Origin of the sequence: Synechococcus sp. 60AY4M2, from assembly GCF_002760375.1 — a bacterium.
GTDB lineage: Bacteria > Cyanobacteriota > Cyanobacteriia > Thermostichales > Thermostichaceae > Thermostichus.
In genome coordinates this window covers 2,980,994-3,005,494 of record NZ_AUMZ01000001.1, presented here as the reverse complement: position 1 = coordinate 3,005,494, position 24,501 = coordinate 2,980,994, and the positions used below count along the sequence as shown (strand labels likewise).

General features: G+C 59.7%; 27 protein-coding genes, 1 tRNA gene and 1 other annotated feature. Of the genes, 20 read left to right on the top strand and 8 right to left on the bottom strand.

Annotated elements, in window-relative coordinates; genetic code table 11:
- The 14 genes from SYN60AY4M2_RS13180 to SYN60AY4M2_RS13115 form a co-directional block, all read left to right on the top strand.
- Positions 1–275: zinc ribbon domain-containing protein (locus tag SYN60AY4M2_RS13180; protein WP_143597027.1), on the top strand; the 275-nt coding region annotated here is incomplete at its 5' end.
- A gap of 157 nt (positions 276–432) precedes the next feature.
- Positions 433–852: a hypothetical protein gene (locus SYN60AY4M2_RS13175; protein ID WP_049749759.1), complete on the top strand. Its 420-nt coding sequence runs from the start codon at positions 433–435 to the stop codon at positions 850–852.
- 5 nt (positions 853–857) lie between these two features.
- Positions 858–1,619 (top strand): tRNA (guanosine(37)-N1)-methyltransferase TrmD, encoded by a 762-nt coding sequence (gene trmD / locus SYN60AY4M2_RS13170; RefSeq protein WP_011430605.1) that lies wholly within the window; start codon positions 858–860, stop codon positions 1,617–1,619.
- Entirely contained in the window at positions 1,610–1,963 is a 354-nt protein-coding gene (locus SYN60AY4M2_RS13165) for a hypothetical protein (RefSeq protein ID WP_099813121.1), read from the top strand. The genes trmD and SYN60AY4M2_RS13165 overlap by 10 nt, the downstream gene beginning before the upstream one ends.
- A gap of 146 nt (positions 1,964–2,109) precedes the next feature.
- Entirely contained in the window at positions 2,110–2,331 is a 222-nt protein-coding gene (gene secE, locus SYN60AY4M2_RS13160) for a preprotein translocase subunit SecE (protein ID WP_228375513.1), read from the top strand.
- A gap of 83 nt (positions 2,332–2,414) precedes the next feature.
- The gene (nusG, locus tag SYN60AY4M2_RS13155) at positions 2,415–3,086 is read left to right on the top strand and encodes a transcription termination/antitermination protein NusG (protein WP_011430608.1); all 672 of its coding nucleotides are present in this window, start codon (positions 2,415–2,417) and stop codon (positions 3,084–3,086) included.
- A gap of 9 nt (positions 3,087–3,095) precedes the next feature.
- Positions 3,096–3,521: a 50S ribosomal protein L11 gene (gene rplK / locus SYN60AY4M2_RS13150; RefSeq protein ID WP_011430609.1), complete on the top strand. Its 426-nt coding sequence runs from the start codon at positions 3,096–3,098 to the stop codon at positions 3,519–3,521.
- Positions 3,522–3,620: 99 nt separating this feature from the next.
- A complete protein-coding gene (gene rplA / locus SYN60AY4M2_RS13145) occupies positions 3,621–4,331 on the top strand; it encodes a 50S ribosomal protein L1 (RefSeq protein WP_011430610.1) in 711 nt (236 codons plus the stop codon).
- An 89-nt stretch (positions 4,332–4,420) separates the two neighbouring features.
- Positions 4,421–4,576: a sequence feature (ribosomal protein L10 leader region), on the top strand.
- A gap of 73 nt (positions 4,577–4,649) precedes the next feature.
- A complete protein-coding gene (gene rplJ, locus SYN60AY4M2_RS13140; RefSeq protein ID WP_099813120.1) occupies positions 4,650–5,213 on the top strand; it encodes a 50S ribosomal protein L10 in 564 nt (187 codons plus the stop codon).
- 73 nt (positions 5,214–5,286) lie between these two features.
- Positions 5,287–5,700 carry a 50S ribosomal protein L7/L12 gene (rplL, locus tag SYN60AY4M2_RS13135; protein ID WP_011430613.1) on the top strand — a complete coding sequence of 138 codons (414 nt, stop codon included), beginning with the start codon at positions 5,287–5,289 and terminating at the stop codon, positions 5,698–5,700.
- Positions 5,701–6,029: 329 nt separating this feature from the next.
- Positions 6,030–7,208, top strand: a complete 1,179-nt coding sequence (gene yidC, locus SYN60AY4M2_RS13130; RefSeq protein ID WP_099813119.1) for a membrane protein insertase YidC — start codon at positions 6,030–6,032, stop codon at positions 7,206–7,208.
- 76 nt (positions 7,209–7,284) lie between these two features.
- A complete protein-coding gene (locus SYN60AY4M2_RS13125; protein ID WP_240527859.1) occupies positions 7,285–7,920 on the top strand; it encodes a R3H domain-containing nucleic acid-binding protein in 636 nt (211 codons plus the stop codon).
- Between the two features lie 85 nt (positions 7,921–8,005).
- The gene (locus SYN60AY4M2_RS13120; protein WP_011430617.1) at positions 8,006–8,509 is read left to right on the top strand and encodes a YceD family protein; all 504 of its coding nucleotides are present in this window, start codon (positions 8,006–8,008) and stop codon (positions 8,507–8,509) included.
- A gap of 52 nt (positions 8,510–8,561) precedes the next feature.
- Complete coding sequence (locus SYN60AY4M2_RS13115) at positions 8,562–9,473, top strand: homogentisate phytyltransferase (RefSeq protein ID WP_011430618.1); 912 nt, start codon at positions 8,562–8,564, stop codon at positions 9,471–9,473.
- 58 nt (positions 9,474–9,531) lie between these two features.
- On the opposite strand, the gene SYN60AY4M2_RS13110 is transcribed toward SYN60AY4M2_RS13115, so the two are convergent.
- Positions 9,532–10,320 carry a photosystem II S4 domain protein gene (locus SYN60AY4M2_RS13110; RefSeq protein WP_011430619.1) on the bottom strand — a complete coding sequence of 263 codons (789 nt, stop codon included), beginning with the start codon at positions 10,318–10,320 and terminating at the stop codon, positions 9,532–9,534.
- A gap of 69 nt (positions 10,321–10,389) precedes the next feature.
- Between SYN60AY4M2_RS13110 and SYN60AY4M2_RS13105 the strand changes: the two genes are divergently transcribed.
- A tRNA-His gene (locus tag SYN60AY4M2_RS13105) sits at positions 10,390–10,462 on the top strand.
- Positions 10,463–10,572: 110 nt separating this feature from the next.
- On the opposite strand, the gene SYN60AY4M2_RS13100 is transcribed toward SYN60AY4M2_RS13105, so the two are convergent.
- The 5 genes from SYN60AY4M2_RS13100 to SYN60AY4M2_RS13080 form a co-directional block, all read right to left on the bottom strand.
- Positions 10,573–12,618: a hydantoinase/oxoprolinase family protein gene (locus SYN60AY4M2_RS13100; protein WP_099813117.1), complete on the bottom strand. Its 2,046-nt coding sequence runs from the start codon at positions 12,616–12,618 to the stop codon at positions 10,573–10,575.
- 37 nt (positions 12,619–12,655) lie between these two features.
- Complete coding sequence (locus SYN60AY4M2_RS13095; protein WP_041438408.1) at positions 12,656–13,993, bottom strand: hypothetical protein; 1,338 nt, start codon at positions 13,991–13,993, stop codon at positions 12,656–12,658.
- A gap of 182 nt (positions 13,994–14,175) precedes the next feature.
- Positions 14,176–14,697 (bottom strand): hypothetical protein, encoded by a 522-nt coding sequence (locus SYN60AY4M2_RS13090; RefSeq protein ID WP_228375239.1) that lies wholly within the window; start codon positions 14,695–14,697, stop codon positions 14,176–14,178.
- Positions 14,698–14,709: 12 nt separating this feature from the next.
- The gene (locus tag SYN60AY4M2_RS13085) at positions 14,710–15,330 is read right to left on the bottom strand and encodes a phycobiliprotein lyase (protein ID WP_228375241.1); all 621 of its coding nucleotides are present in this window, start codon (positions 15,328–15,330) and stop codon (positions 14,710–14,712) included.
- A 22-nt stretch (positions 15,331–15,352) separates the two neighbouring features.
- The gene (locus SYN60AY4M2_RS13080) at positions 15,353–16,621 is read right to left on the bottom strand and encodes a S41 family peptidase (RefSeq protein WP_240527858.1); all 1,269 of its coding nucleotides are present in this window, start codon (positions 16,619–16,621) and stop codon (positions 15,353–15,355) included.
- A 250-nt stretch (positions 16,622–16,871) separates the two neighbouring features.
- On the opposite strand from SYN60AY4M2_RS13080, the gene petB reads away from it, so the two are divergent.
- The 3 genes from petB to leuB all read left to right on the top strand — a co-directional run bounded on the left by petB (position 16,872) and on the right by leuB (position 19,397).
- Positions 16,872–17,519: a cytochrome b6 gene (gene petB, locus SYN60AY4M2_RS13075; protein ID WP_011430625.1), complete on the top strand. Its 648-nt coding sequence runs from the start codon at positions 16,872–16,874 to the stop codon at positions 17,517–17,519.
- A 77-nt stretch (positions 17,520–17,596) separates the two neighbouring features.
- Entirely contained in the window at positions 17,597–18,109 is a 513-nt protein-coding gene (gene petD, locus SYN60AY4M2_RS13070; RefSeq protein ID WP_049749760.1) for a cytochrome b6-f complex subunit IV, read from the top strand.
- A 142-nt stretch (positions 18,110–18,251) separates the two neighbouring features.
- On the top strand, positions 18,252–19,397 hold the full coding sequence (leuB, locus tag SYN60AY4M2_RS13065; protein WP_099813116.1) for a 3-isopropylmalate dehydrogenase: 1,146 nt from the start codon (positions 18,252–18,254) through the stop codon (positions 19,395–19,397).
- A gap of 115 nt (positions 19,398–19,512) precedes the next feature.
- Here leuB and ntcA read toward each other — a convergent pair whose 3' ends face one another.
- On the bottom strand, positions 19,513–20,187 hold the full coding sequence (gene ntcA / locus SYN60AY4M2_RS13060; RefSeq protein WP_099813115.1) for a global nitrogen regulator NtcA: 675 nt from the start codon (positions 20,185–20,187) through the stop codon (positions 19,513–19,515).
- A 266-nt stretch (positions 20,188–20,453) separates the two neighbouring features.
- Here ntcA and SYN60AY4M2_RS13055 point away from each other — a divergent pair, with 266 nt between their 5' ends.
- Together SYN60AY4M2_RS13055 and SYN60AY4M2_RS13050 are read left to right on the top strand one after the other, a co-directional pair.
- Complete coding sequence (locus tag SYN60AY4M2_RS13055; protein ID WP_099813114.1) at positions 20,454–22,253, top strand: PDZ domain-containing protein; 1,800 nt, start codon at positions 20,454–20,456, stop codon at positions 22,251–22,253.
- An 81-nt stretch (positions 22,254–22,334) separates the two neighbouring features.
- Positions 22,335–23,453, top strand: coding sequence for a hypothetical protein (locus SYN60AY4M2_RS13050; RefSeq protein ID WP_099813113.1), 1,119 nt, complete (start codon positions 22,335–22,337; stop codon positions 23,451–23,453).
- 7 nt (positions 23,454–23,460) lie between these two features.
- On the opposite strand, the gene SYN60AY4M2_RS13045 is transcribed toward SYN60AY4M2_RS13050, so the two are convergent.
- The gene (locus tag SYN60AY4M2_RS13045; protein ID WP_011430631.1) at positions 23,461–24,348 is read right to left on the bottom strand and encodes a hypothetical protein; all 888 of its coding nucleotides are present in this window, start codon (positions 24,346–24,348) and stop codon (positions 23,461–23,463) included.
- Between the last annotated feature and the right edge of the window lie 153 nt (positions 24,349–24,501).

Below are 24,501 nucleotides of genomic sequence, written 5' to 3'. Positions count from 1 at the left end.
AAGCGTACACCAGCAAAACCTGTACCAAGTGCGGGCACATCCACACCAAGTTGGGTGGCGCAAAGGTGTTTAGATGCCCAAAGTGCAACCATAGGCTACCACGAGATTGGCAAGGCGCTCTGGGTGTTATGCTCAGGGCTTTGCGGGATACCGCCTTTCTGTTTGGACTCCGTCCGAGTAGCGCGGTCGCGTCAGCATCGCGTAGTGACAACGGAAACGGACAGAATGCTATCGCTTCACCGCTGAGCAGTAATGCTCAGCAGTGTTCAGCGTAAATGTATCAGCACGAGCTGCTGGAATTGGTTGTGGAGCGGCTCAACAGCGGCGAGATTCGCGCCGTGGATTGAGCCCGTTCTCATATTCCAAGCGCCTCAAGCAATACCCGCCAGGCATTGCCTAGAATGGAGATCCCCACCCCCTTTGACTGCTGCCATGAGTTCTCGCTCTTCTGACTGGTTCACGCGGGCTCGCCACATCTTTTACGGCACGGCCACTGCCCTGGTGGAGATCCTCCAAGACCCGGAAAAGCGGGCCGAAAACCTCAACCGCCTCTCGATGGACTTGGCACAACTGGCAGCAGAACTGGAGCAAAAGGGGGAGCTGATCGAACAGGAGGCTGTCCGCTACGTTGAAAGTCTCAGGGATCCAGCCGCCAACGCCCCCGCCACAGTTCCAGACAGCGAGAGGCCCGCTCCTGCTGAGAGTACCCCCCCGACCACGGCTTCCCCTGCCGGCTCTGCCCCTATCTCCAAAGAAGAGATGGCCGAGCTGATGGAACTGATCCACCAGATCGAGTCTTTGCGCCTGGATCTAGAGCGGCTGCGCACAGAACCTCCCTCTGCCTCCTCCTAAGTCTTGTGCGGTTCGACGTCATCACCCTCTTCCCGGAGTTTTTTGCAACGCCGCTGCGCATCGGGCTGGTGGGCAAGGCCCTAGAGCAGGGGATTGCCGAGGTTCACTGCACCAACCCGCGGGACTTTGCCACCGACAAGCACCGCCGGGTCGATGATGAGCCCTACGGGGGCGGGGTGGGCATGGTGCTCAAGCCAGAGCCTTTCTTTGCAGCCGTCGCCTCCCTGCCCCGCCTGGATCCCTGCGAGATCATCTTGCTCACGCCCCAGGGGCAACCGCTGAACCAGGCGCTGCTGCAAGAACTTGCCCAAAAGGCGCAGCTCATCCTGCTCTGTGGCCAGTACGAAGGCTTTGACGAGCGGATCCGCCAACACCTGGCCACCCGCGAGGTGTCGCTGGGCGATTTTGTCCTGACAGGGGGGGAGATCCCGGCGCTGGCCTTGATCAACGGCGTGGTGCGGCTCTTGCCGGGCACAGTTGGTAAGATAGATTCGCTGAGGAGCGAAAGTTTCGAGACGGGGCTACTGGAGTATCCTCAGTACACCCGTCCACCGGAGTTCCAAGGGCACAAGGTGCCGCCGGTGCTTCTCTCAGGCGACCACCGAGCCATCGCCCGTTGGCGTCTGCAACAGCAGTTGGTTCGCACCTGGCGAAGGCGACCAGACCTGTTGGCCAAACGCCCCCTCACGCCTGAAGAACAACAGTTGCTGGCAGAGGGACTGGCCGAGCAGCACACCGATGTGGAGGAACAGGATCGATGTTTGTAAACCGTCTCCGCTCCCCTTTCACCCCTGTTGGCCGGCTTGGGATCCCTGCAGCGCTGGGTCTGCTTCTGCTGGGGATCCTGGCCAGCTCCGAAGTTGCCCTGGCCCAAAGGGGAGATGTCAACGAGGCCATCCGCCGCGACCGCAACGTCCAGTTGTTCGACGGCACCAGCATTGACATGAACGACCTCCTGCGGGCCGCCGAGTTTCTCTCCCGGCAAAATGCCGCCTCGCGTTGGGACAGCAAAGCCGGGATCGACGCAGCGGTAGAGCAATTCAACCGCTCCCGCCGCCCTTTGGTGCTCTCCCCCAGAGCGCTGACGCCTGAGTCCACTCCCGACCCTTGAGAGGGATCCCACCCTCAACAGATCTGTTAAGATCGCTAAGCCGATCTTGCGTGCGCTAAAAGGTGGCGCACCGTTTTCGGGATCCATCAGGAGATACCACCGTGGTTAAAAGCACCTCTTCTAGCAAAGCCGATACGGAACAGCGTTTGGATCCCGCCAGCCGGGGCCACTCCAGTTCCACTGAGTCTAAAGGGATCCCAGGCTTTCTCCAAGAGACCCGTGCGGAGTTGGCCAAAATTGTTTGGCCGAGCCGCCAGCAACTGATTAGCGAATCGGTGGGAGTTTTACTGATTGTGTTGGCCTTCGCCTCGTTCATCTACCTGGTCGATCAACTGTTCGGCTGGCTGGCCACTCAACTGTTCTCGTGAGGTTTTTCCCCAGATGGCCCCTGCCAAGGACTTGGGGAGAGGAGGCCCATGCACACAGACAGATACAGAGAGGAGGTGAGGTGATGAGCCCAGAGCCAGAGCAGCGGCGGAGAGGCCGGGGGGGCCGCCTCGAGCCCCTAGAGCCTGCGGGCACGGCGGCGGAGGGGGAAGAAAGCGAAAGTCAAGGTCGCCGCAACCTGCGCTGGTACGCCGTGCAGGTGGCTTCAGGCTGCGAAAACAAAGTCAAAAGCACCCTGATGCAGCGGGCGGCGGCTCTGGATGTGGCAGATCAGATTGTCGAGGTGGTGATCCCGAAGCGGACGGGCTTCAAGCTCGATCGATCCGGCAAGCGCCAGGAACAAGAGGAAAAGATTTTTCCCGGCTATGTGCTGGTGCGCATGGATCTCAACGACGACACCTGGATGGTGGTGAAAACCACCCCCAACGTGATCAACTTCGTCGGCACGGAAGAGAGAAGGGCCTACGGTCGTGGTCGCGGCCATGTGACGCCACGGCCCCTTAGCCCCAGCGAAGTCCAGCGCATCTTCAGCAGCGTCGAGGTGGAAGAAGTGCCCCTCAAGATCGACATGGCACCTGGGGATCGCATCGAGGTGCTCTCTGGCCCCTTCCAGGGATTTTACGGCGAGGTGGTGGATGTCAGCCCAGAGCGGGGCAAGCTCAAGGCTTTGATCTCGATTTTCGGGCGCGATACTCCGGTAGAATTAGAGTTTGGTCAAGTGCGCAAAGAGGTGTAACCGCGTTTCATGGCTAAGAAACTGGTGGCAGTGGTCAAGCTGGCCATCCAAGCGGGCAAAGCCACCCCCGCTCCCCCCATCGGCCCGGCTCTGGGCCAGCACGGGGTTAACATCATGGCCTTCTGCAAGGAATATAACGCCAAAACGGCCGATCAAGCCGGGATGGTGGTGCCGGTCGAGATCTCGATTTACGAGGATCGCAGCTTCACCTTCGTCCTCAAGACGCCGCCGGCTTCGGTGTTGATCAAAAAAGCCCTCGGCATTGAGTCGGGATCCAGTGAGCCCCACAAAGTCAAGGTAGGATCCCTGACGCGGGCGCAACTGCGCCAGATTGCCGAGCAGAAGCTGCCCGATTTGAATGCCCGTGACGTGGAGGCGGCCATGAAGATCATCGCCGGCACCGCCCGCAGCATGGGGGTGACAATAGTTGATTGATTGTCGATCGACTTAAGGATCTCTAGTCTTTGTTGTCTGGAAGTTTTGGCAGACCATTATGGGGGAGAGAAGTTCTCGCCAGCACCCCGAGGAGAAACTATGGCTCGAAAACTGTCCAAACGTATGCAAGCTTTGCGGGAGAAAGTCAAGCCCATTGCCTATCCCCCCGCAGAAGCCCTGGCCCTGATGAAGGAGACGGCCACTGCCAAATTTGACGAGGCGGCGGAGGTTCACATCCGCCTGGGGATCGATCCCAAGTACGCCGACCAGCAGTTGCGCACCACCGTCGTCTTGCCCCGCGGCACCGGGCAGGAGATTCGCGTGGCGGTGATTGCCCGCGGCGAGAAGGTTACGGAAGCCCAGAACGCAGGGGCCGACCGGGTGGGCTTTGAAGACCTGATCGAGGAGATCGGCAAGGGCGTGATCGACTTCGACCTGCTGATTGCCACCCCCGATGTGATGCCCCAGGTTGCTAAGCTGGGGCGGCTATTGGGGCCGCGCGGCCTCATGCCCTCTCCCAAGGGCGGGACGGTCACCATGGATTTGGCCCAAGCCATCAAGGAGTTCAAAGCCGGCAAGCTGGAGTACCGGGCGGACAAAACCGGCATTGTGCATTTGATCTTCGGCAAGTGCAAGTTTCCCGTCGAAGCTCTGCTGGAAAACCTGAAAGCCGTGCAGGAGTCCATTGATCGCAACCGTCCGCCTGGAGCCAAGGGCAAGTATTGGCGAGCTCTACATGTTTGTGCTACAATGGGGCCCTCGATTGAGGTTGACATCAATGCTCTGCGAGAGCTGAAGTTGGTTGCTTAAGCCTGCTTCGGCGCTGCAAAGGGGCAAAGGCAGTTGCTTGCCGTTTGAATTGGCCATTTTTCCGGAGGATCTGGGCAGAGAAGAGCTTTCCACAGTCGAATAGCGAGCCGAAGACAGCAGGGGCCAAGGGGCTTAATGTCCTGCCGAGGTTTGAGCGGAGTGCTAAGGGATCCCGTTGTGGACTGCTAGGTTACGCTTGCCTCAATGCGTCTCGGCTATGGCTGAGGCGCATTCTCTTTGGCGGCTCCAGATACCCCCTTCCGACGGCAACACCTGTTCGGCTCTCAGTGAGCCAGTGACCACAAAGGAGGTGAGCGTATGGGCAAGCAACCTTTAGCGAAAAAAGCGGAGATGGTCGATGAAGTTCGCTCCCTGTTGCAAGCCAGCCAAATGGTGCTGGTAATCGACTACAAGGGGCTGACCGTTTCCGAGATGAACCAACTGCGGGCGGAGCTGCGCAAGGCGGATGCTGTCTGCATGGTTGTTAAAAATACCTTGATGCGGCGGGCTGTCGCCGACCAAAAGGCTTGGGCAGGAATTCTTCCCTTCCTGTCAGGGCCGACGGCCTTTATCATGATCCGGGGCGATATTCCGGCAGCCCTGAAGGCGTATCAAGATTTCGCCAAGCAAACCAAGAAAACCGAGTTCCGCGGCGCCGCTGCCGAGGGGCTATCTCTGACCTTGGATCAGGCCAAGGCCATCGCCGAGCTGCCGCCCAAGGAGGTGCTCATGGCCCAGGTGGCGGGCAGCCTCAAGTCGGTAGCCACTCGACTGGCGGTTGGGCTCAATGCCGTGCCTACGCAGGTGGCCCGCGGTATCCAAGAAATCCCGGCCTCCCTGGCAAGGGCCATCCGGGCTATTGCCGACAAGGAGGCGGCCTGACGGGCTCGGCCTGTCTTGGGTTCATCGACCCGATTCCACCCTATCCACTTCGTTACCCTGAGGAGACAAGACCATGGCTTCGGAGCGTGTTCAAAAGATCCTGGAAGAGTTGAAAGCGTTGAGCTTGTTGGAAGCTTCCGAGTTGGTGAAAGCCATCGAAGAAGCCTTTGGCGTCAGTGCGGCTGCCCCGGCAGGTGGCATGGTCATGGCTGCTCCCGTGGCAGCAGCAGCGGCGCCGGCGCCGGCAGCGGCGCCTGAACCGGTGGAAGAGCAGACGGCCTTTGATGTCATTCTCGAGGCTGTCCCCGCGGATAAGAAGATCGCCGTCCTCAAGGTGGTGCGCGAGTTGACCGGCTTGGGCCTGAAAGATGCCAAAGATCTTGTGGAGGCTGCTCCCAAACCGGTCAAGGAAGGGATCCCCAAAGAGGAAGCCAACGAGATCAAGAAGAAGCTAGAGGAAGCTGGCGCCACGGTCAAGGTCAAGTAGTCCCGTCGGCAGGGGAAAGGGATCCTCATCCAGAGCGCCTCTTGCTTCCAGAAAAGGGGTGCTGCCAGAGCCCCAAGTTTAACCAGAACGATGAGGGAGGGGCAAAGCAGCCCCTCCTTTTTCACTGATATGCCGCCGCGCCCTGCCCCTCTCCCTCGGCAAGGCAGGGAAATCGTTTGGCTAGTCTCCCCTGGGAGAAGGGGAGGGTTGGCGAGGCCGGCAAGTGCCCAGGTCTCTCTTGCTGATTGGAGCGCTTCAACTCTGAAAACGCCCTCGTCAGCCGGTCGGAAACCCTTACAATGGGTTACGGACGTTCGCCAGCACCCCCCATGGACTTCGGAGTCGGATTTCTCTCCAACAACGTCATGCTGCCGATCCTGGATTTTTTCTACGGGATCGTGCCCAGCTATGGACTGGCCATCATCTTCCTGACGTTGGTGATCCGCTTTGCCCTCTACCCCCTCAACGTCGGATCCATCCGCAACATGCGGCGCATGAAGGTGATCAACCCCCTGATGCAGCGGCGGATGCGAGAGATCCAGGAAAAGTACCGGGATGACCCGCAAAAGCTGCGCGAGGCCCAGGCCAAACTGTACAGCGAGCTGGGGGTCAACCCGCTGGGGGGTTGTCTGCCGCTCTTGATTCAAATGCCGGTGCTGTTTGCTCTGTTTGCCACGCTGCGGGGATCCCCCTTTGCGGCGGTTACCTACGATGTCAACCTGCAGATCCTGCCAGCAGAGGTGGCGGCAGAGGTGGTGCCCACCCCCTACGTCAGCCCCAGCAAGAACATCTTCGTCACCGACTCGGTACACAAGCCGGTGGTGCTGGTGGCGCCCAAGGGCACCAAGATTGCCGTAGGGGAGCAGGTGCAGTTTAGGCTGCAGGGGCCGGGGGGCAAGCCCTTTGAGCAGTTGGTGGCAGAGGCGGGCGGGGATCCCACCCTGTTGCAGCCCACCTGGAAGATCACCAAAGGAGAAGAGCGGGCCCAGATCCAGCCGGATGGCACCTTGCTGGCCCTGCAGCCGGGGGAAGTGACGGTGGAGGTTGCGATCCCGGGCTTGGCCTCTGACACGGGCTTTCTGTTTATTGACAAGTTAGGCCGCGTCGGCGCCTTTGATCCGGATGGCACCATTCACTGGGACATCATCGGCATGATCGTCCTTTTCGGTGTCTCCATTTACCTGAACCAATCCCTGACCAACGCCGGCCAGGAGGATCCCAGCCAGAGCTCGATGGCCCGCATCACCCCTGTGCTGTTCTCGGCGATGTTCCTGTTCTTCCCCTTGCCGGCTGGGGTCTTGCTCTATATTCTTGTCTCCAACATCTTCCAAACCGTGCAAACCTTCTTGCTCTCGCGGGAGCCGTTGCCTGAGAACTTGCAGCAGTTGGTGGAAGAGGAGCGCCGTCGCGCTGCCCAGGCGAGCACAGGGGAAGCCAAGGAGGTTGACCGACCAGCCAAGCCAAAGGCAGCCGGGGGAGGGCGCGAATCCCTGCCCTTTGAGCCCTAGCAAGTCCTTGCTGCTTGGCTTGGGGCGGGCTTAGGTCGAGTGCTTGATACCTCTTCAGAATTGGAAGCTGCCCAGGATGAGCCGCCCTGAGTCCTCTACGGGATCTGTGAAGGGATCCGCCGCCAAAAAATCGCATCAGAAGTCTGAGGGAACCGCTGCGCCTTCCCAGGGCAAGCTTTCTCCTGCCGAACATCGAGAACGGGCCAGGCAGTGGTTGCAGCAGGTGCTGGCGGCGATGGGAATCCCGGCGGTGGTGCGAGTGGTGGGGGAGATAATCGAAATCGAGGCCGATTCTCTAACGCCGGCTCAGAAGCAAATGTTGCTCTCAAAAGCGCCTGCATCGCCCTTGCCGCCGTCCAAAGAAGCCGGCCCCGAGGAAGAGCGCTCCCCGGTGGTTTTGGATGCGTTGCAGTATTTGGCCAACACCCTTCTCAACCTCAACCAGCCAGAAGACCAACAGCAGCCCTATATCCTGGATCTGGATGGCTATCGTCAGCGCCGTTTGCAGGAGCTCAAAGCCTTGGTTGCTGTCGCGGTGGAAAAGGTGAGAACCAGTGGTCGGGAATACGAGTTTCCCGATCTCTCTGCTGCCGAGCGGCGGCAGATCCACACGCTCCTGAAAGACCCTGCCTACGCCGATCTGGAAACTTTCAGCCGTGGCAAGGAGCCTGACCGTCGCCTGGTGATCCGGCGGGCCTCTTCTCGACCCTGACCTGGAGGCGCTGGCTGTGCGGCTCTCTTGCCGATAGGGGCGATTCCGGGATCCCTGCTACCCAAGACGTATGAAGGGGGATGTCATGCTGAGGCCAATTCGTCTATCCGACCTGCGGCAGATGCCTGGTCAAACCCAAGAGGTTCACTTTAGGCAGTTTTTCCCAGGTTTTGAGAGCTTGACCCCTGTGGAGGGATCCCTGCAGGCCAGCCACCGGGGGCATTTCCTGGAGGTGAGCGCCGAGGCCCGCACCATCGTCACCCTCACCTGTCACCGCTGCCTGCAGCAGTTTAACCACCGGCTGCATCTGCAGGTTGAGGAGATCATCCTGATTCGGGAGCCCAGTCCTGAACCCCCGCCCCTGGAGTTGGAATTGCGGGACGAAGAGGATCTGCTGGAGAGCCTGCCGCCCAACGGCGAGCTGGATATCGAAGACTGGATGTACCAACACCTGCATTTGGAGATGCCCCACCAGTTGCCCTGTCGCCCCGATTGCCCGGGCATTGTGGTGGAAGCGGCTGCGCCGCCGCCGGTGGATCCCCGCTGGTCGGCCCTGGCTGCCCTCCTTAAAGACTCTCCCCATCCCTAGCCACTCTCCGCGAGAGGGCTTCGGGCCATGAGCTGTATCGCTGCTGGCTAGAATGACCCCAAATTGGCAGGTTCTTTGGCGTTTTGCTCGGCCCCACACCGTCTACGGCACCAGTGCCAGTCTACTGGGCCTCTACTTGCTGGCCGGGTTCGTGGCCGCTGAACCAACGGCCCTGCTAGCTGTCCTTCCCCAGTTGGGCGTGGCTTGGGTGGCTTGTCTGGCGGCCAATGTCTACATTGTCGGCCTCAACCAGCTCACGGATATCGAGATCGACCGCATCAACAAACCCCATCTGCCCTTGGCCGCCGGCTCCCTGAGTTGGCGACAGGGGGTGGGGATCGTCGCCGCCTGCGGGGTGGCATCCATCCTATTGGCCCTGACAGGGATCCCGTACCTGTTGTTGACGGTGCTGTTGAGCAACGGGATCGGCACGGCCTACTCCCTGCCCCCCCTGCGGTTGAAGCGGTTTCCGCTGGCGGCCTCGGCTTGTATCTATTGTGTGCGGGGGTTGATCGTCAATCTGGGCCTGTACAGCCATTTTCAGCAGTTGATGCAGGGGGGAGTCGAGCTTTCTGCTCCCATTGTTTTTCTGACAGGGTTTATGTCTATTTTTGGGCTGGTGATCGCCCTTTTCAAGGATATTCCCGACATGGAGGGGGATCGCCGGTTTGCCATTGCCACCTTTTCGTTGCGCTTTGGCCAGGAGCGGATCTCAAAGTTTTGCATCGGCATTTTGGCCGCTTGTTACCTAGCCTTTATCGCTTTGGGAAGCTATTTTCTCCTCATGGGCCGGGGCGCCTGGATGCTGTTAGGACATGGGCTGGGGTTGGGGATCCTTTTGGGCTATGGTGTTCGCCTGGATCTGGGTTGCCGCGACGCGATTGTCACCTATTATCAACTGATCTGGAAGTTGTTTTACCTGGAGTATTTGCTCTATCCTTGGGCCTTCTTCCCTTTTTCCTAACATTTGCCAGGAGCCGCGATCTTGCCCCGGCTCAGGCGGGCAGCCGATCTCCAAAAACCTAGAGATACCGCTTCATCTGGATGCGAAAGCGGCCCTTTTTCGTCTCGGCCACCTCTTCAATTTGCAGCCGACCGCGACCGCGAATGGCAATCCAATCCTGGGGGCCGACGGTGTAGCTGGCTTGGGTAATCGGCTTCCAATTAACCCGCACCTCTCCCCGCTGGATCTCTTCCACCATCTTGCTGCGAGACAGGCCAAATCCTGCCGAGGCCACTGCATCCAGGCGCAAAGAGGCTTCCACGCTGGTGATGGACTTCACCCGCGGCGGTTGAACCTTCAACTGGCTGAGAGGGATCCGGCTGACCTTGACGGGCACGCTGCGCACCTGGGTTAGGTTGAGGCTGAGATAGTCCACCAGCTCCGGCACAACGATGGCCTGGGCCCCGAATTCGCCCACCACGAGGATGTCTCCCACCTTCTCGCGGGCAATTCCCGTCGCCAAAAGGGCTCCCAAAAAGTCGCGGTGGGTGGCCGGGTCGAAAAGAAAGTTTCCTTGGATTTGAACGGCGGCCAAGGGGATCCCTTCTGCGCCTTCCACCTCCAGGCTGACCTCAGGGCGGGCCAGGGCTAGGCGTTGCCGCTCTGCCTGGGCATAGCCTCCCCAGGCCATCACCTGCAGTTCGGCCAAGTTGTGCAACCGGCTTTGTACCTCGGCTACTTCTGCCGGGGAGAGAAAGTCACTCCAGACCACTTGCCAGGTTTTGAGGGCTTGCTCCCCCAGATCCAGAATGCGCGCCAAGGTTTCTCGATACTCCGCTCCTTTCAGTAGTTCGGTTCTGGGCAGCATGTTGGGGCGCTTCAATCTTTGCGGTTCTGTTCTGTTTGTCCCATGCTAAGCTAGATCCCCAGGATCCTGGCGGGCGTAGCCAAGCGGTTAAGGCAGAGGATTGTGGTTCCTCCATTCGTGGGTTCGAGTCCCATCGTCCGCCCTGCCGCAATAACCTGGGCCCTGCCAATTTAGAGAAAACCTCAAAACCTTGCAAAACTGCTGGCAACCAAGCTGAGGAAGGGTTCCCGAGGGCCGCACCTGGCAACGGAATCACCCGCAGCTCAGGATCAGGGTTCCCACGGCGTCGATATTGCCCGTCCAACCGGCTTCGATCACCACGGTAGCCTCCGGCATCTCCACAATCGCTGGCCCGCCCAGTTGAAACCCCACCCCCATGCGCCGCCGATCGTAGACTGGGACCGGTCGCATCCGGCCGCCCGTCCAGGCCTGGCGCTCCCCCTTGAAGGGATCCCCTGGCAGGGGGGGCGGCGCCTTTAAAGGCACAGGGGGCAAAGCTTGTACCGCCCGCAGACGCAGCTGGATCACCTCCACCTCTTGGTCGGGATCCTGCCAGCCGTAGCGCTGGCGGTGGGCCTGGTGAAACCGCTGCTCCAAGAGAGAAACCGGATCCGACAACTGGGCCGGGATCTCCAGCTCAAAAGACTGGCCGCGGTAGCGCAGGTCGAGGCTGAAGGAGAGCCCCGGCTCCTGCAGGTCGGCTTGCGCCTGGCGGATGAGGGGCGCCGCCCACTGGGCCAAAAGGGATCCTCCCCCTTCCCCCTCCAACTGTTGCAGCGGCTGCAGGATGGCCCGCCGGTAGTCCCGCCGCAGATCGGCCAAAGCCATGCCCAGCGCCGAGAGGACACCGGCAAAGGCCGGGATCAAGATGCGGCGGATCCCCAGCTCTTCTGCTAAAGCACAGGCATGCATGGGCCCAGCTCCGCCAAAGGCCAGCAGGGCAAAATGGGCGGGATCCAAGCCCCGCTCCACGCTGATGACCCGCAAAGCCCGCGCCATGGCCACATTGGCCAGGGTGCGAATGCCAACAGCCGTCTCCTCCAAAGTCAAACCCAAGGGCTCCGCCAGCGTTCCGATGGCCTGGCCGGCCAAGTCCCGCCGTAGGCAAACAGCGTCCCCCAGCCAGCCCCCATCCGGCAAGTAGCCCAGCCAGAGGTTGGCGTCGGTTACCGTGGGAGCCGTTCCTCCCCGCCCATAGCAGGCCGGCCCAGGGTTGGAGCCGGCACTCTCCGGCCCCACCTGCAGCCCCCCGCCCGGCAACAGCGAGGCCAGGGATCCGCCCCCGGCGCTGACGGTATGGATGTCGATCTGGGGCTGTTGCACCGGCAGGCCGCACACCACCGCTGACGGGGTAACCTGAGGGAGGCCGTCTTGAATGAGGGCCACATCGGTACTGGTTCCCCCCATATCGAAGCTGAGCAGATGGGAATAGCCGCTCAGCCAGCCCAGGTAGGCCGCCCCGTAAACGCCGCCCGCTGGCCCCGAAAGCAGCGCCACCGAGGCATGAGCCGCTGCCTGGGCAATGGAAGTGACGCCGCCGGAGGATTGCATGATCAGGGGTTCGGGGATCCCTCGCTGCCGGCAGCCCTGCGCCAAGCGGTGCAGGTAGCCCGCCAGCACCGGGCTGAGGTAGGCATCAATGGCCGTGGTGCTAAAGCGCTCGTATTCCCGAAACTCCGGCGCCACTTCGCAGGAGAGGGAAACATGCAAGTCGGGGAAAGCCTCTCTCAGGGCCGCCCCCAGGCGCTGCTCGTGCTCCGGGTAGAGGAAAGAAAACAAGAATCCCACCCCCACGGCACGGATCCCATCCCGCTCTACCCGCTCGCCCACTTCCCGGAGGACGCGCTGGATTTCCTCTTCCGTCAGCGGCTCGACCACGCCGCCGGCGCTGCAGCGCTCCTTCACCTCCAGGCAGTGGTGGCGGGGCACCACCGGCTCTGGCTTGGGCTGGGTGAGGTCGTAAAGGGAAGGGCGGTTTTGGCGACCAATGGCCAGCACATCCCGGAAGCCCGCCGTGGTCAGAAACAGGGTGGGGGATCCCTTGCGCTCCAAGAGGGCGTTGGTGGCCACCGTCATGCCGTGGCAGAACACGTCCACCTCAACTGGGCCCAGCTTGTCCAGGGCGGCAAAGACCCCCGCTTCTGGGCTGGGGGTGGAGAGCACCTTGGCTGTCCGGATCTGGCCTTCCTGGAGGAGCACCAGATCCGTGAAGGTGCCTCCCACGTCGATCCCCAGGCGGACCAGGCCCCCCTGCCTCCCATCCTGTTGCTTGCCTTGCGCGCTACTGGCAGTGGCCATGGCTCGATAAGACCCTTGGGCAGGCCTCAACCCCTCGCTAGAGACGAGGCCGGGGCACCTCTTCCGACTTGCTTTCCAGGGGTTGCTCCTGCTGCAAAAGCTGGCGAAAGGCCGGCTCGTCCAGCCGGTAGTCCCGCTGCTCGATCAGATCCCGCTCCGTAGAGTAGATGGTGTCCGACTCCCGCACCACTTCTTGGCGGCGGAAGCGGCGGGCAAAGTCGAGCTTGCGCAGCAGCGCCTCGGAGGGACGCTTCAGCCGCTCTTGCCAGAACCGCCGGATGCGATTGCGGCGCTCCACCCCCTGGTTGCGGAACTGCAACGTCAGCCACCGCACTGCAGGCACTGCCAAAAACAGCGTGCCGTAGAGAAAGAGGAATCCAATCAGCGGGTAGATAAACGCCAAAAAGGCGTTGCTGCCAGCGGCGGCTGCCACCTCCTCCCGCGCCCCGTAGAGAATGGCCGCCAAGAGGAAATTGAGCACACCCAAGCCAGCAGCTAGGGTCAGTTGCTCAGGGGTGGCGCGGCTAAACACCCAGGGTTTTTCTTGCAACACCTCCGGGATCTTCTTGGAGCGGCGCTCTGAGGCGGCCACCTGTAGCTCTGGGAAGCGATAGACGATATCGCCGTCCTCGCTTACCTCCGGCTGGCCGTCGAACTTGAGCAGAATGGGCAGCATATAGTCTTCGTATTCTAGGGCCGGGGATCCCGGCTCCACATCCAGGTAGGGCAGCACCTGCTCGGCGGCGATCACCCCCCCGTTGGCGCGGATCACTTGGCCGATCAAGGCATAGCGCTCCTCTTCCAGGTTGGCGTTGGGATCCCCGTCCCCAAACAGGAAGCTGTACACCGCCTCCAAAAAGTTCATCTCCGATTTTTCCCGGCGGGGCTGCGCCCGACCGGAATAGCCCCCATAGTAGGGGTAGGGACTCCAGAAGGGGTTGCCCACCCAAAGGTTGGGGAAGTAGAAGAACCCCACCTCGCGCGAGCGACTGCGACTGCCGCTGCCCTCTTCACGACTGCTGGCCATCTGCAGAGCTATCAACGCCAGGGTGATGAGGATAATCGACACCACCAACAGGATGCCGAAGGAGATGCGCAGCCCGTAGAGAAAGCCGCCCCACAGCTTGCGTCGCAAGGCTGCCAGCCGATCCTGCTGCTCCCTGCGCTTGAGAATGTCGCGAAAGTCGGGCGGGAAAACGTAGGCAATCTCCCCCTGCCGCGAAACCTGGAGATGCCCCCCAGCCTTTTGGGCTAACTTCAGCAACTCCTGTTTGGCCTCCTCTAGGGCCAGGCCTGTGCTGGAGGCAATATCTCCCAGAGTGACCCGCAAGCCCAACTGCTCTACTGCATCGATGACCAATGTCTGTGTAGCCACTCTCAACCTCCGCTGGTTACCTACTGTTGCCCGGGATCCAACTGGGACGCTCGCCCAGCATCTGCAGCCAAGGGTTACAGCCATCCCTATTCCCAGTATCTCTCTTCAACTCGGGGGCGACGAGGGCGGCTGTTGCTGCTTTTGGGTCAGGCAGCCTGTCTCTGCGCCGACCCAGGGCTGGGCTAGGGCAGCCAGGCCATCACCGCTAGCAGGGCGAAAAGGATCCCGATCAACACCCACGTCAGCCGTTGGGTATTCAAGGGGGGAGCAGCCTCGCGGCGGATGGGATCGGCGACTTTTGGCAGGGAAGCTGGGCGGCGGGGGCGCTCATAGACCAGACGGCGTTCCCCTGGCTCGGCCTCTTCCAGATGGCTGAGATCTGGGATTTCGAGCAACCACTCTGCTGGTCGCCGCAGACGCGGAGCCTGCCAGATGCCCAACACGTAGCGGGCCTGTTGAGCCACTTCCGGATCCGGGTTGCCCAGCAAGGTTTGCGCCAAGCGGATCGCCTCCTGGGTCTCTCCAAGGGCCTCCTCGGCCAGGGCCTGCCAGAGCCGCAGCTTGCCCGCTTGCGGGTAGCGGCTTTGGGCCTGTTTCACCTGTTCCAGAACCCGACGGTATTGTCCCCGCTCAAAGCTGGCCTCAATCCGGGCCAGATGCTGGGGCAGGCGCAAGTCTTCGGGAGGGATCAACTCCGGATCCACCGATAAACCCCCCTAGGTAAGCTTTTGTTCTACCCCAAACCCCACCAGCAGCAGCTCCTCCAAGGGCTGACCGTGAGGGGGTCGTTGGTAGGTGAGGATCTGGCGCAGGCGCAGGCGTGGGTTAAGCAAGGTGATGGTATCCACAGCAACGACGCGGGTGTAGGTGGTGGTCATCACCAGTTGCAGGGATCCGGGATCGAAGCGGAAGCTGGCCACTATGGGGCGGTCTTCCTCATAGGCCCGATCCCGCAAGTAGTCGCCCTCCAGCCCACGGGGCCCTTCTCGCCGGGGCACGAAGAGCATGTTTAGCTCTTGCCCAGCCTCCTCCCCTTTTTCGGAAACCGTCTCAAACGCTAGGTGGAAGCCCAAAAACCCGTCCACACCGTGGTTGGGGTAGTTGTTGTCGGCCAGTACCTTCTCCTTGAGCTCAGGGGTGAGGGTGCGAATGGTGAAGTCGGTGCGCGAACGCTCCACCTCCCCTCGATCCAAATAGTGGTAGGTGCGCTCGGTGTGCCAGGCGCCAATGCAGCAGTTGAAGAAGTGGTGAAATTTTTGCAGGGCATTCATGCCAGAGGGATCGAGAGCAGGGCCAAGTGGACGGCTAAACCCGATCCTAAAACGAATCGCAGACAAACAGGCACTCCCCTTCTCCCCCTCAGGTGTTAGCTGCCGCTGGGATCCCCTGGGCCACCGACAAAGTCGCCCCCAACACTTCCAAAGCCCGCTGCAACTGCCCATCCTCAGGGCCGCCCAGGCTTTCTGCCGTCAGGGGAACAGGGCCCGCGGCCACCTCCACATCGGGCTGGATCCCTTGGCGATGAATGTCGTGGCCGTTGGGGGTGAGGTATTTGGCAGTGGTCACGGCCAGCCCCGAGCCGTCCGCCAGCTCCAGCAGGGATTGGATCAGCCCCTTGCCGAAGGTGCGCGTTCCCACCAGTTGTGCCCGTCCGCTGTCCTGCAACGCCCCCGCCAAGACTTCGCTGGCGCTGGCACTGCCCTGGTTCACTAAGACGACCAGGGGGGCTGCCGTGAGGACTTCGCCGGTGGCGGGAATGCCGTCCTGAATGCCGTAGCGATCCGTCACTCGCACGATGTCGCCTTTGGGGATCCAAAAGCGAGCAATCTCAATGGCCGCCTGCAGTAACCCTCCGGGGTTGTTGCGCAGATCGAGGATGTAGCCCCGCACTCCTCGCGCTTCTGCGGCCTGGATGGCCTGACGCACTTGAGCGGCGGCATTGCCGTTAAACTGGCTGAGGCGGATGTAGGCTACCTCCCCCTGGGGCAGCTTGAAAAAACCGGTGCGCACCGGGTTGATCAGGATGGACTGCCGCACCAGCTCCACCTCCCAGATGCGCTCCTGCCGCCTTAGCCGTAGGCTAACGGTTGTGCCGCTGGGGCCGCGCATGCGTTCTGCCACCTCATCCAAGCTCAGCCCTGCCACTGGCACCTGATCCACCGCCAGGATCTCATCTTGAGGTTGGATCCCGGCCCGCTCGGCAGGAGTCCCCTCCATTGGGGCGATGACCCGTACTGCCCCCTGCCCGTCGATGGCAATCTGGAGGCCGACGCCGCTCAACTCGCCAGCAGTGGAAGTCTGCAGGCTGAGGTAGTGCTCCCTGTCCAAAAAGCGGGTGTAGGGATCCCCCAGAGTTGCCAGCATCTCCTCGATGGCCCGGTAGGTCTCTTGCCGATCCTTCAGGGGCCGAGAGAGAAAGCGCTGGCGCACCTGCCACCAGTTCTGTCCGTTGAAACCCGGATCCACGTAGGCCCGATCCACATAGGCCCACGCCTGCGCCAGCAGTTGCTGCTCTTCCCCCCAGCGGCTGGCCTGCACCTGACAGGCGCCAATGCCCAAACTCGCCCAGAGCAGGCACCCTAGCAACAAAACTCGGACAGCCTGGCGTAACCCCCATCCGATCCCCAACCCTCTGCAACTGCTTTCCCCAGATCTCGGCTTCTGCGCAATCATCGGATCCCAAACTGAAGAAGAAGCTAAGAAATACTAAGAAACGTGAACAAGATGAGACATCAGCAGGCGTTTGGGCTGTTGGTGTAGGGATCCCTGTCTCAAAGCTGAGCCCGACTTCATGATCGTGTTAACGAATTGTGTTACAGTGCTATAGGGAGTGGGCCCGCCCCGCCCTGGATATCCAACTCTAAAAATTGCAGGCATCATGAGCAAAGTTTACGACTGGCTAGACGAGCGGCTGGAGATCACGCCTTTCGTCGATGACGCAACCGGAAAATTCATTCCGCCCCACGTTAACATCTTCTACTGCCTCGGCGGCATCACGCTGGTGTGCTTCCTCATTCAGTTTGCCACCGGCTTTGCCATGACTTTTTACTACCGTCCAACGGTGGCCGAGGCTTTTGAATCGGTCAACTACATCATGACCCAGGTCAACTTCGGCTGGCTGCTGCGCTCCATCCACCGCTGGAGTGCTTCCATGATGGTGTTGATGATGATTCTACACACCTTCCGGGTTTACCTGACGGGGGGGTTCAAGAAGCCGCGCGAGCTGACCTGGGTAACCGGCGTGATCTTGGCGGTACTGACGGTTTCCTTTGGGGTTACCGGTTACTCCCTGCCTTGGGATCAGGTGGGCTATTGGGCAGTCAAGATCGTCTCCGGGGTGCCCAGTGCCATTCCGGTGGTGGGGGATGCCCTGGTCCAGCTTATCCGCGGCGGCGAGGCAGTTGGCCAAGCCACCCTCACCCGTTTCTACAGCCTGCACACCTTTGTGTTGCCTTGGCTGACGGCGGTCTTCATGACGATGCACTTTCTGATGATCCGCCGCCAGGGCATCTCCGGGCCTTTGTGATCCCAAACCGGTTCTTGTGAGCCGGGCACCCTGGATGCATCTTTTCAGAACTTTTGCCCTAGACAAGGAGAATGGCTATGCCGGTCTCAAAGCAAGTGATAGCAACCGAGGCGATTACCCGCAAAGTTGACCTAGACAATCCCAAAGTTTTGGCCAAGCTGAAGAAGAACATGGGCCACATGACCTACGGGGAGCCCGCTTGGCCCAACGATTTGCTCTTTATGTTCCCGGTGGTGATCCTGGGCACTATTGGGGTGATTGTCGGCCTGGCGGTCATGGATCCGGCGGGTGTCGGCGAGCCGGCGGATCCCTTTGCCACGCCGCTGGAAATTCTGCCGGAGTGGTATCTCTACCCCGCGTTTCACATTTTGCGCATTGCTCCCAACAAGCTCTTGGGCATTGCCCTGATGTCGGCCATTCCGGTCGGCCTTCTGTTTGTGCCTTTCATCGAAAACGTCAACAAGTTTCAGAATCCGCTGCGCCGCCCCGTGGCGACGACGGTGTTTTTGATCGGCACCTTGGTCACCCTCTATTTGGGCATTGGCGCCACCTTGCCTCTGGATAAGTGGGTCACCCTGGGCCTGTTCTAGAGGGCAGAATATCGGCTTGATAACTCTGAGTGCAGCAGGCCGGTGGCCGGGCTGCACTTTTTTTGGACGTGGGGGACTTTTCGGCAAACCTGGGGGCCAAGGGATGGTAATATCGCTACGCATTCTTTTGCTGTGACCGCCCATGAGCGTTCCTTCCTCTGCTATCCGAACCTATCGGATTACAGCCCTGGCCGGAGATGGGATCGGTCCTGAAATCATGCAGGTGGGGCGGGCGGTTTTGGATGCGGTTGCCGCTCAGGTGGGGTTTTCCCTCCAGTGGCAGGAGGGCTTGATTGGCGGGGCCGCCTACGAAGCCACGGGGGATCCCTTGCCGCCAGAGACCTTGAAAATGGCCCAGGAGAGCGATGCTGTTTACTTGGCGGCAGTTGGCGACTTTAAGTACGACACCCTGCCGCGGGAGAAGCGCCCTGAGCGGGCTTTGTTGGGCTTGCGGGCGGGCCTGGGGCTGTTTGCCAACTTGCGCCCGGTGAAGATCTTTCCGCAACTGGTGCAGGCCTCTTCCCTCAAGCCGGAGGTGGTTGCCGGGATCGACCTGGTGGTGGTGCGGGAGCTCACCGGCGGCATCTACTTCGGCCAACCCAAAGGGATCTTCACAGATGCCAAGGGATCCCGGCGGGGTGTGAACACCATGGCCTACAGCGAGGCGGAGGTGGATCGCATTGCCCGTGTGGCTTTTGAACTGGCCCGCAAACGCCGGCGCAAGCTCTGCTCGGTGGATAAAGCCAATGTCCTGGAAGTGTCACAACTGTGGCGGGAGCGGGTTACCGCCATTGCGGCTGAGTACCCCGACGTGGAGCTGTCCCACCTGTACGTCGATAATGCTGCCATGCAGTTGGTGCGCTGGCCCAAGCAGTTTGACGTCATTCTCACGGAGAACCTCTTCGGGGATATCCTCTCCGACGAGGCGGCGATGCTGACCGGGTCCATCGGCATGTTGCCCTCTGCCTCTTTGGGATCCTCTGGCCCTGGGGTGTACGAACCCGTACACGGGTCAGCCCCAGATATTGCCGGACAAGACAAGGCCAACCCCATTGCCCAGGTGCTCTCCGGGGCAATGCTGCTGCGCTACTCCTTGGATCAGCCCCAGGCTGCCGACCGCATCGAACAGGCCGTCGAGGCGGTTTTGGCCCAGGGCTACCGCACTGCCGACATCTACTCTGAGGGGATGACCCTCGTCGGCTGTCGGGAAATGGGGGAAAAGATCTTGGCTGCTCTGGCCCAGCAGCAAGCCTCCCCCCAAGGATCGCTCTCAGCCCCTGGTGGTTGAGGGGAGGTTCCCTCGTCGCTGCCCTGCCCTGGTGGCACGGCTACTCCTCTCCCAGAGGGAGGGATTGTCCCGACTGGTAAATTCCTGGAAACGGCCCTAGGGGCAGCTTCTCCCCCTAGACAAAGCGATGGCCAAGCTGCATTGGGTCGTGGACGGTGATCTTTTTCTTGTGGATGGAAATGTAGTTCTTCTTGCGCAGCTCCCCCAACAGACGAGTGATGGTGACGCGAGTGGAGCCGATCGCTTCCGCAATGGCCTGGTGGGATAGCTTGAGATCGATGGTGACTCCATTGGGGCCGGGCACCCCGAAGTCGCGGCAGAGGATCAGTAGAAAGCTGACCAGACGGGATCCCATGTCGCGGTGGGCCAGCGTCTCGATCATCATCTCCGTCTGCAAGATGCGGGAAGACAGGCTCTTGAGGAGCAACATGGAGAGCTCAGCGTTCTCCCGCAAGGATTTTTCCACCTGTTCGATGGGCAGAGAGAGCAGCTCGACGCGGGTAAAGGCCACCGCGTGATAGAAGCGGTCGGAGCGCTGCCCCGTGATGAAGGAGAGCACCCCAAAGATGCTGTTTTCCCGCAGGAGAGCGACGGTAATTTCTTCCCCCATTTCGTAGACCCGCGAGAGCTTGACAGCTCCTTTCACCAAAAAGTAAACCCGCTCCGCCGGATCCCCAGGAAAGAAGATGGTCTTACCGCGCTCAAACGTTTCGATAACCGGAGGATGGTGAGGCCCTCCCAACTGTTTGAAGGCTGCAACCAGAGATTTTTCTGCAATGGCCACTGCCATATTCTTCAACCTTTTAAGGTCAGTTTATCCCTTAGAATCAACCCAACAAGATCAGCCAGGAGTGCCGGGGTTGAGCTGCCCGCTATTGACCCAAGCCACCCTTGACTCAAAAATGACCTCGGCGGCAAGATTATCCTAAGCTAAAAGACTCTGCTTGGATATCTTTGTAGCAGGAGCTACATCTTTGAAGTCTTGTCTCCTGTCCAAGATATGCCTCTAGCGCACTGTTTTGGGACGGTGCAGGCGGGAGGTGCGAGGAAAGTTATATGGGGATCGCGCAGGGTGGGGTTGCCGCCCCTTCTCAGCTAAGCCGTCAGCATTTCACGGTGCGGATGCCGGAGCCGGCCAATCACCTTTTGGAGGTGGAACTACAGATCCAAGAGGTGGATCCAGAAGTACCTCTGCAACTGCGGCTGCCGGTGTGGACGCCGGGATCCTACCTGGTGCGGGAATATGCCCGCCATGTGCAAGAGTTTCAGGCAGCAACGGAGCAAGGGATCCCTTTGGCCTGGCGGAAGGTAGATAAGCACACTTGGGAGATCGAGCCGCCCCGCTGTTCGGCTGTCGCGATCCGCTATCGGGTCTACGCCTACGAGCTGACGGTGCGCACCAACCATTTGGATCTCACCCACGCCTACTTCAACGGGGCGGCGCTCTTTCTCTACGTGCCCGGTCGCGAGCGGGAGCCCTACACCTTGACGATAATCCCTCCCAAACCCGACTGGCACGTCGCCACCAGTTTGCGACCTTTGAGGTCTTCTTCTGAGGATGCTGCTTCCGGCCAGTCTTTTGTGGCGGCAGACTACGACGAGCTGGTGGATAGCCCGGTGGAGGTGGGCCTGCACCAGTTGCGGTCGTTTGCGGTGGAAGGGATCCCTCACTACTTCGTGGTCTGGGGAGCGGGCACCCTAAATTTGGAGCAAGCGGTGGCCGATGCCGAGAAAATTGTCCGGGCCACGGCGGCGTTTTTTGGCGAGCTGCCCTACGACCGCTACTGGTTTATTGTGCATTTGTCAGCCGGGGGATTTGGCGGCCTGGAGCACAAGTACAGTGCCACCCTCAATTATTCTGGACTGGAGCTGCATCAGCCCCACTCCTACCGCCGCTTTTTGGCGCTGCTGGCCCATGAGCTTTTCCATGCTTGGAACGTCAAGCGGCTGCGCCCTCTGGCTTTGGAGAAAATTAACTACAACCAAGAAAACTACGTGGACTGTCTGTGGTTTTGCGAGGGGGCAACCAGCTACTACGAAAATGTCATCTTGCTGCGGGCAGGGATCCTCAGCGCCGAAGATTTTTTAAAGATCCTGGCCGAGCAAATTGGCCGGCTGCAGCGCACTCCAGGTCGAGCCGTACAATCGCTGCGAGAATCCAGTTTCGACGCCTGGATCAAGCTCTACCGTCCCCACGAAAATAGCCTCAACAGCCAGGTTTCCTATTACCTAAAGGGCGCTTTGGTCTGCTGGCTGCTAGATCTGCACATTCGCCACCTCTCAGGGGGGCAGGGATCCCTGGACACGGCCCTGCGGGATCTGTGGCAGCGCTTTGGTCGGACAGAGAAAGGCTACAGCAACCAAGACTTGCAAGAGGCGTTTGAGCGGGCAGCCGGCGCCGATCTCAGCCCCTTTTTCGCCGCCTATGTGGACGGCACGGAAGAGCTAGACTACAACGCCTACCTCCACCCCTTTGGCCTCACCCTCAAGGTTCACTTCAGCCGACCCAACCCTCCCCCCTACCTGGGCCTCAACTTCAACGGCGAAGGCAATCGCATCAGCGCCGTCGAGATGGGATCCCCCGCTCAAAAAGCCGGCATCTGGGCTGGCGATGAGTTGGTGGCCTTGGATGGCTTCCGGGTAAGCGCTGCCAACTTGCCAGAACGCTTGGCGGCCTACCAGCCCCACCAAACCATTTGTCTTAGCGTCTTCCAAGGCAATCAGTTAAAGCACTTTTGGATCCCCTTGGATCCACCCCGCCCGGATGTGTACACCCTGGAGGCCTTGCCTGAGCTCACTCCCGCCCAGAAAGCGCTCCAGCAGGGCTGGCTGGGATCCCTTCTGGCTCAAGAGTAAGCAGGAGGTAGCAATGCTTTAAAATCTTCCTAGCTGTTCACAACTCCTGAGTTAGGTTAAAGAAAATAGGATCAAGGGAAGATGACTCTGCTTTTAGGTCTTCTAATTGGATTGGCTATTGGTTTCTGCCTGGGCGTTTATACCTGTAGGCTCACTCAAAGAGCTAATAGTCAGTTACTGGATGAGATTCTAAGAAAGTTACAAGCTGATCTTGAGGGCTTCAAACTTCATATCTCAGAAAGTCTGTCCGAAAGTTACCAAAACTTCCTTCAGCATTTAGCTGAGTACAGAAGTCAGCTAGTTAAGAACATAAGTAACCAGAAGAATATCCTGAGCAGGCTATTAGAAAGTACAGAAAAAATTTCCCAGAATCTAAGCTCAAGTTCTAGCCTTCAAAAGACGAAGGAAACTAACGAGCGAACTGCTGGCGCGCGACTCAAGAGTTTGCCGCCAGGGACGATTAGCCTTGAACAGGTGAAAATAGGGGTATTTCTGTGTTCTAGGAACATAATGATGAAGAACCTGATCCCATCTAGTAACGATGCAGAAGGAGAACTCGATAACAAGCTGAACTGGATATCAAACCTTATGGGTCAGAGGTACTCGCTGATCGAGAAGCTTTACAAAGAAATTAAATCTGGCATTGGAGAAGAAAAGGCCTTAACTCTTTGCTTAAAAGGCAACTCCCCGGAAGTGATAAGTTATAGCTGCCAACTTGCTTCCGCTCTACATAAGGTTAATTTCTTGGAGGAATATAACTACTCAAAATCCTCCAAAAACCTGAGGGTAAAGCTAAGCAAGTCTACAGAGGCAATCAAGTTCCTATCTGGAGATTGGCTGGAGAGATATGTCAAACGGCAACTGATCAAGTTTGCTAGAGAGCAGGGACAGAAGATCGATTTTTCCTACATCGCAAATGAGAAAGTTACTTTGCCCGACGGTAGCGACTTTGAGATCGATCTCTTCTTCCACATTAACAACCGATTCTACTGGATAGAGTCGAAGACCGGCAGCTATAGAGACTGTATAGAGAAGTACTCTTGGCTCGCCTCCGAAATGGGTCTCGGCCCAGATCAAGTCTTTCTGGTCTTGGTAGATGTTGATCAAGAGACGAGAAGTAGGATCCGCTCCTCCTATAATCTTTCAGCTATTAGTGTCGAGGAGGTTGAGTCTCTGCTGTACAGAATTGTGAGGAGGTAGGCCCAGTCTAAGCTACCACCTTGACAGCCTGCTCCATACACCACCAGGGATCCTCGGCAAAAGCCGGCATGGGCGTGCTGCCCGCCTTGCCCAGAATGGCCAGCCTGACTTCTCTATCCAGACGGGATCCGGAGCCATAGGGATCGTCAGAGGGGGGCTCCAGCCTTTGTCCTAGAGGGGGCATTGCCATAATGCCCGGCTGCATGCCGGTACTGGTGACCCAGATTTTGAAGCGATCCACCGCCGTTTCTGTGTCTTCGGGCAGTTGCATCTGGAGCAGATAGCGAGGGCCAGAGCCAACTAATACGCTTTCGCTGGGGCGCAGGCGGGCAGGAGAGTCCGGCTGGTAGGGATAGACTAAACCGACGCTGCACTGCCGTTCGTCAAAGACTGTTACATAGACGTGCACCGGCGTAAGGGCCCTGTTGCGCAGGGCGATGGCGAGGTTGCGGCCTGCTTGAATTTGCACCTGGCCTTGGGGATCCCGCGGCAAAGGGCTAACTTCAGCAGGGCTAGAGCCACTGGCCGGCGTTTCCAGTTGCAGAAACTCTACTTCCAGAACACTGCTCAGAGCATCGCTGGCAGGTTGCAGGTTGAGGAGGTTGTCGAAGGCGGCCACATGTTCCAGCAGCCGCACCAGCTTGCGGGGCAGAGCCTGTGGCTTTTTTACCGGGATCCGAAAGGCTGCCAGCGCCACCTCTTCCTCCCGTCGGTAGAAGTGGTAGATGGCATCTGGCAGCATCTCTACCCGCAAGTCCGCTGCTTCTGGGTCGGTGTAGGCTAGAAGCGGCGAGGCCGGCAGAGCCGCCAGCAACTCGGCAACAGGCATTTGCGCTTGGCTGGGATCCGCACAGGTGAAGGCCACCCGCAACGGCTGAAACCGGACGGCAGACATGGGCGATCCTCAGAAAAAATCTCGTGATCCAGATCTACCGGATCCGCAGACCCAGCTCCAGCTTTGCCCTGTGCTGTAACGGCAAAGCATGGCAACGCATCCTGAACCAATCGGGCGTTCGCTTCAGCAGCGCGGAGCGCCTACGCTTGGGGA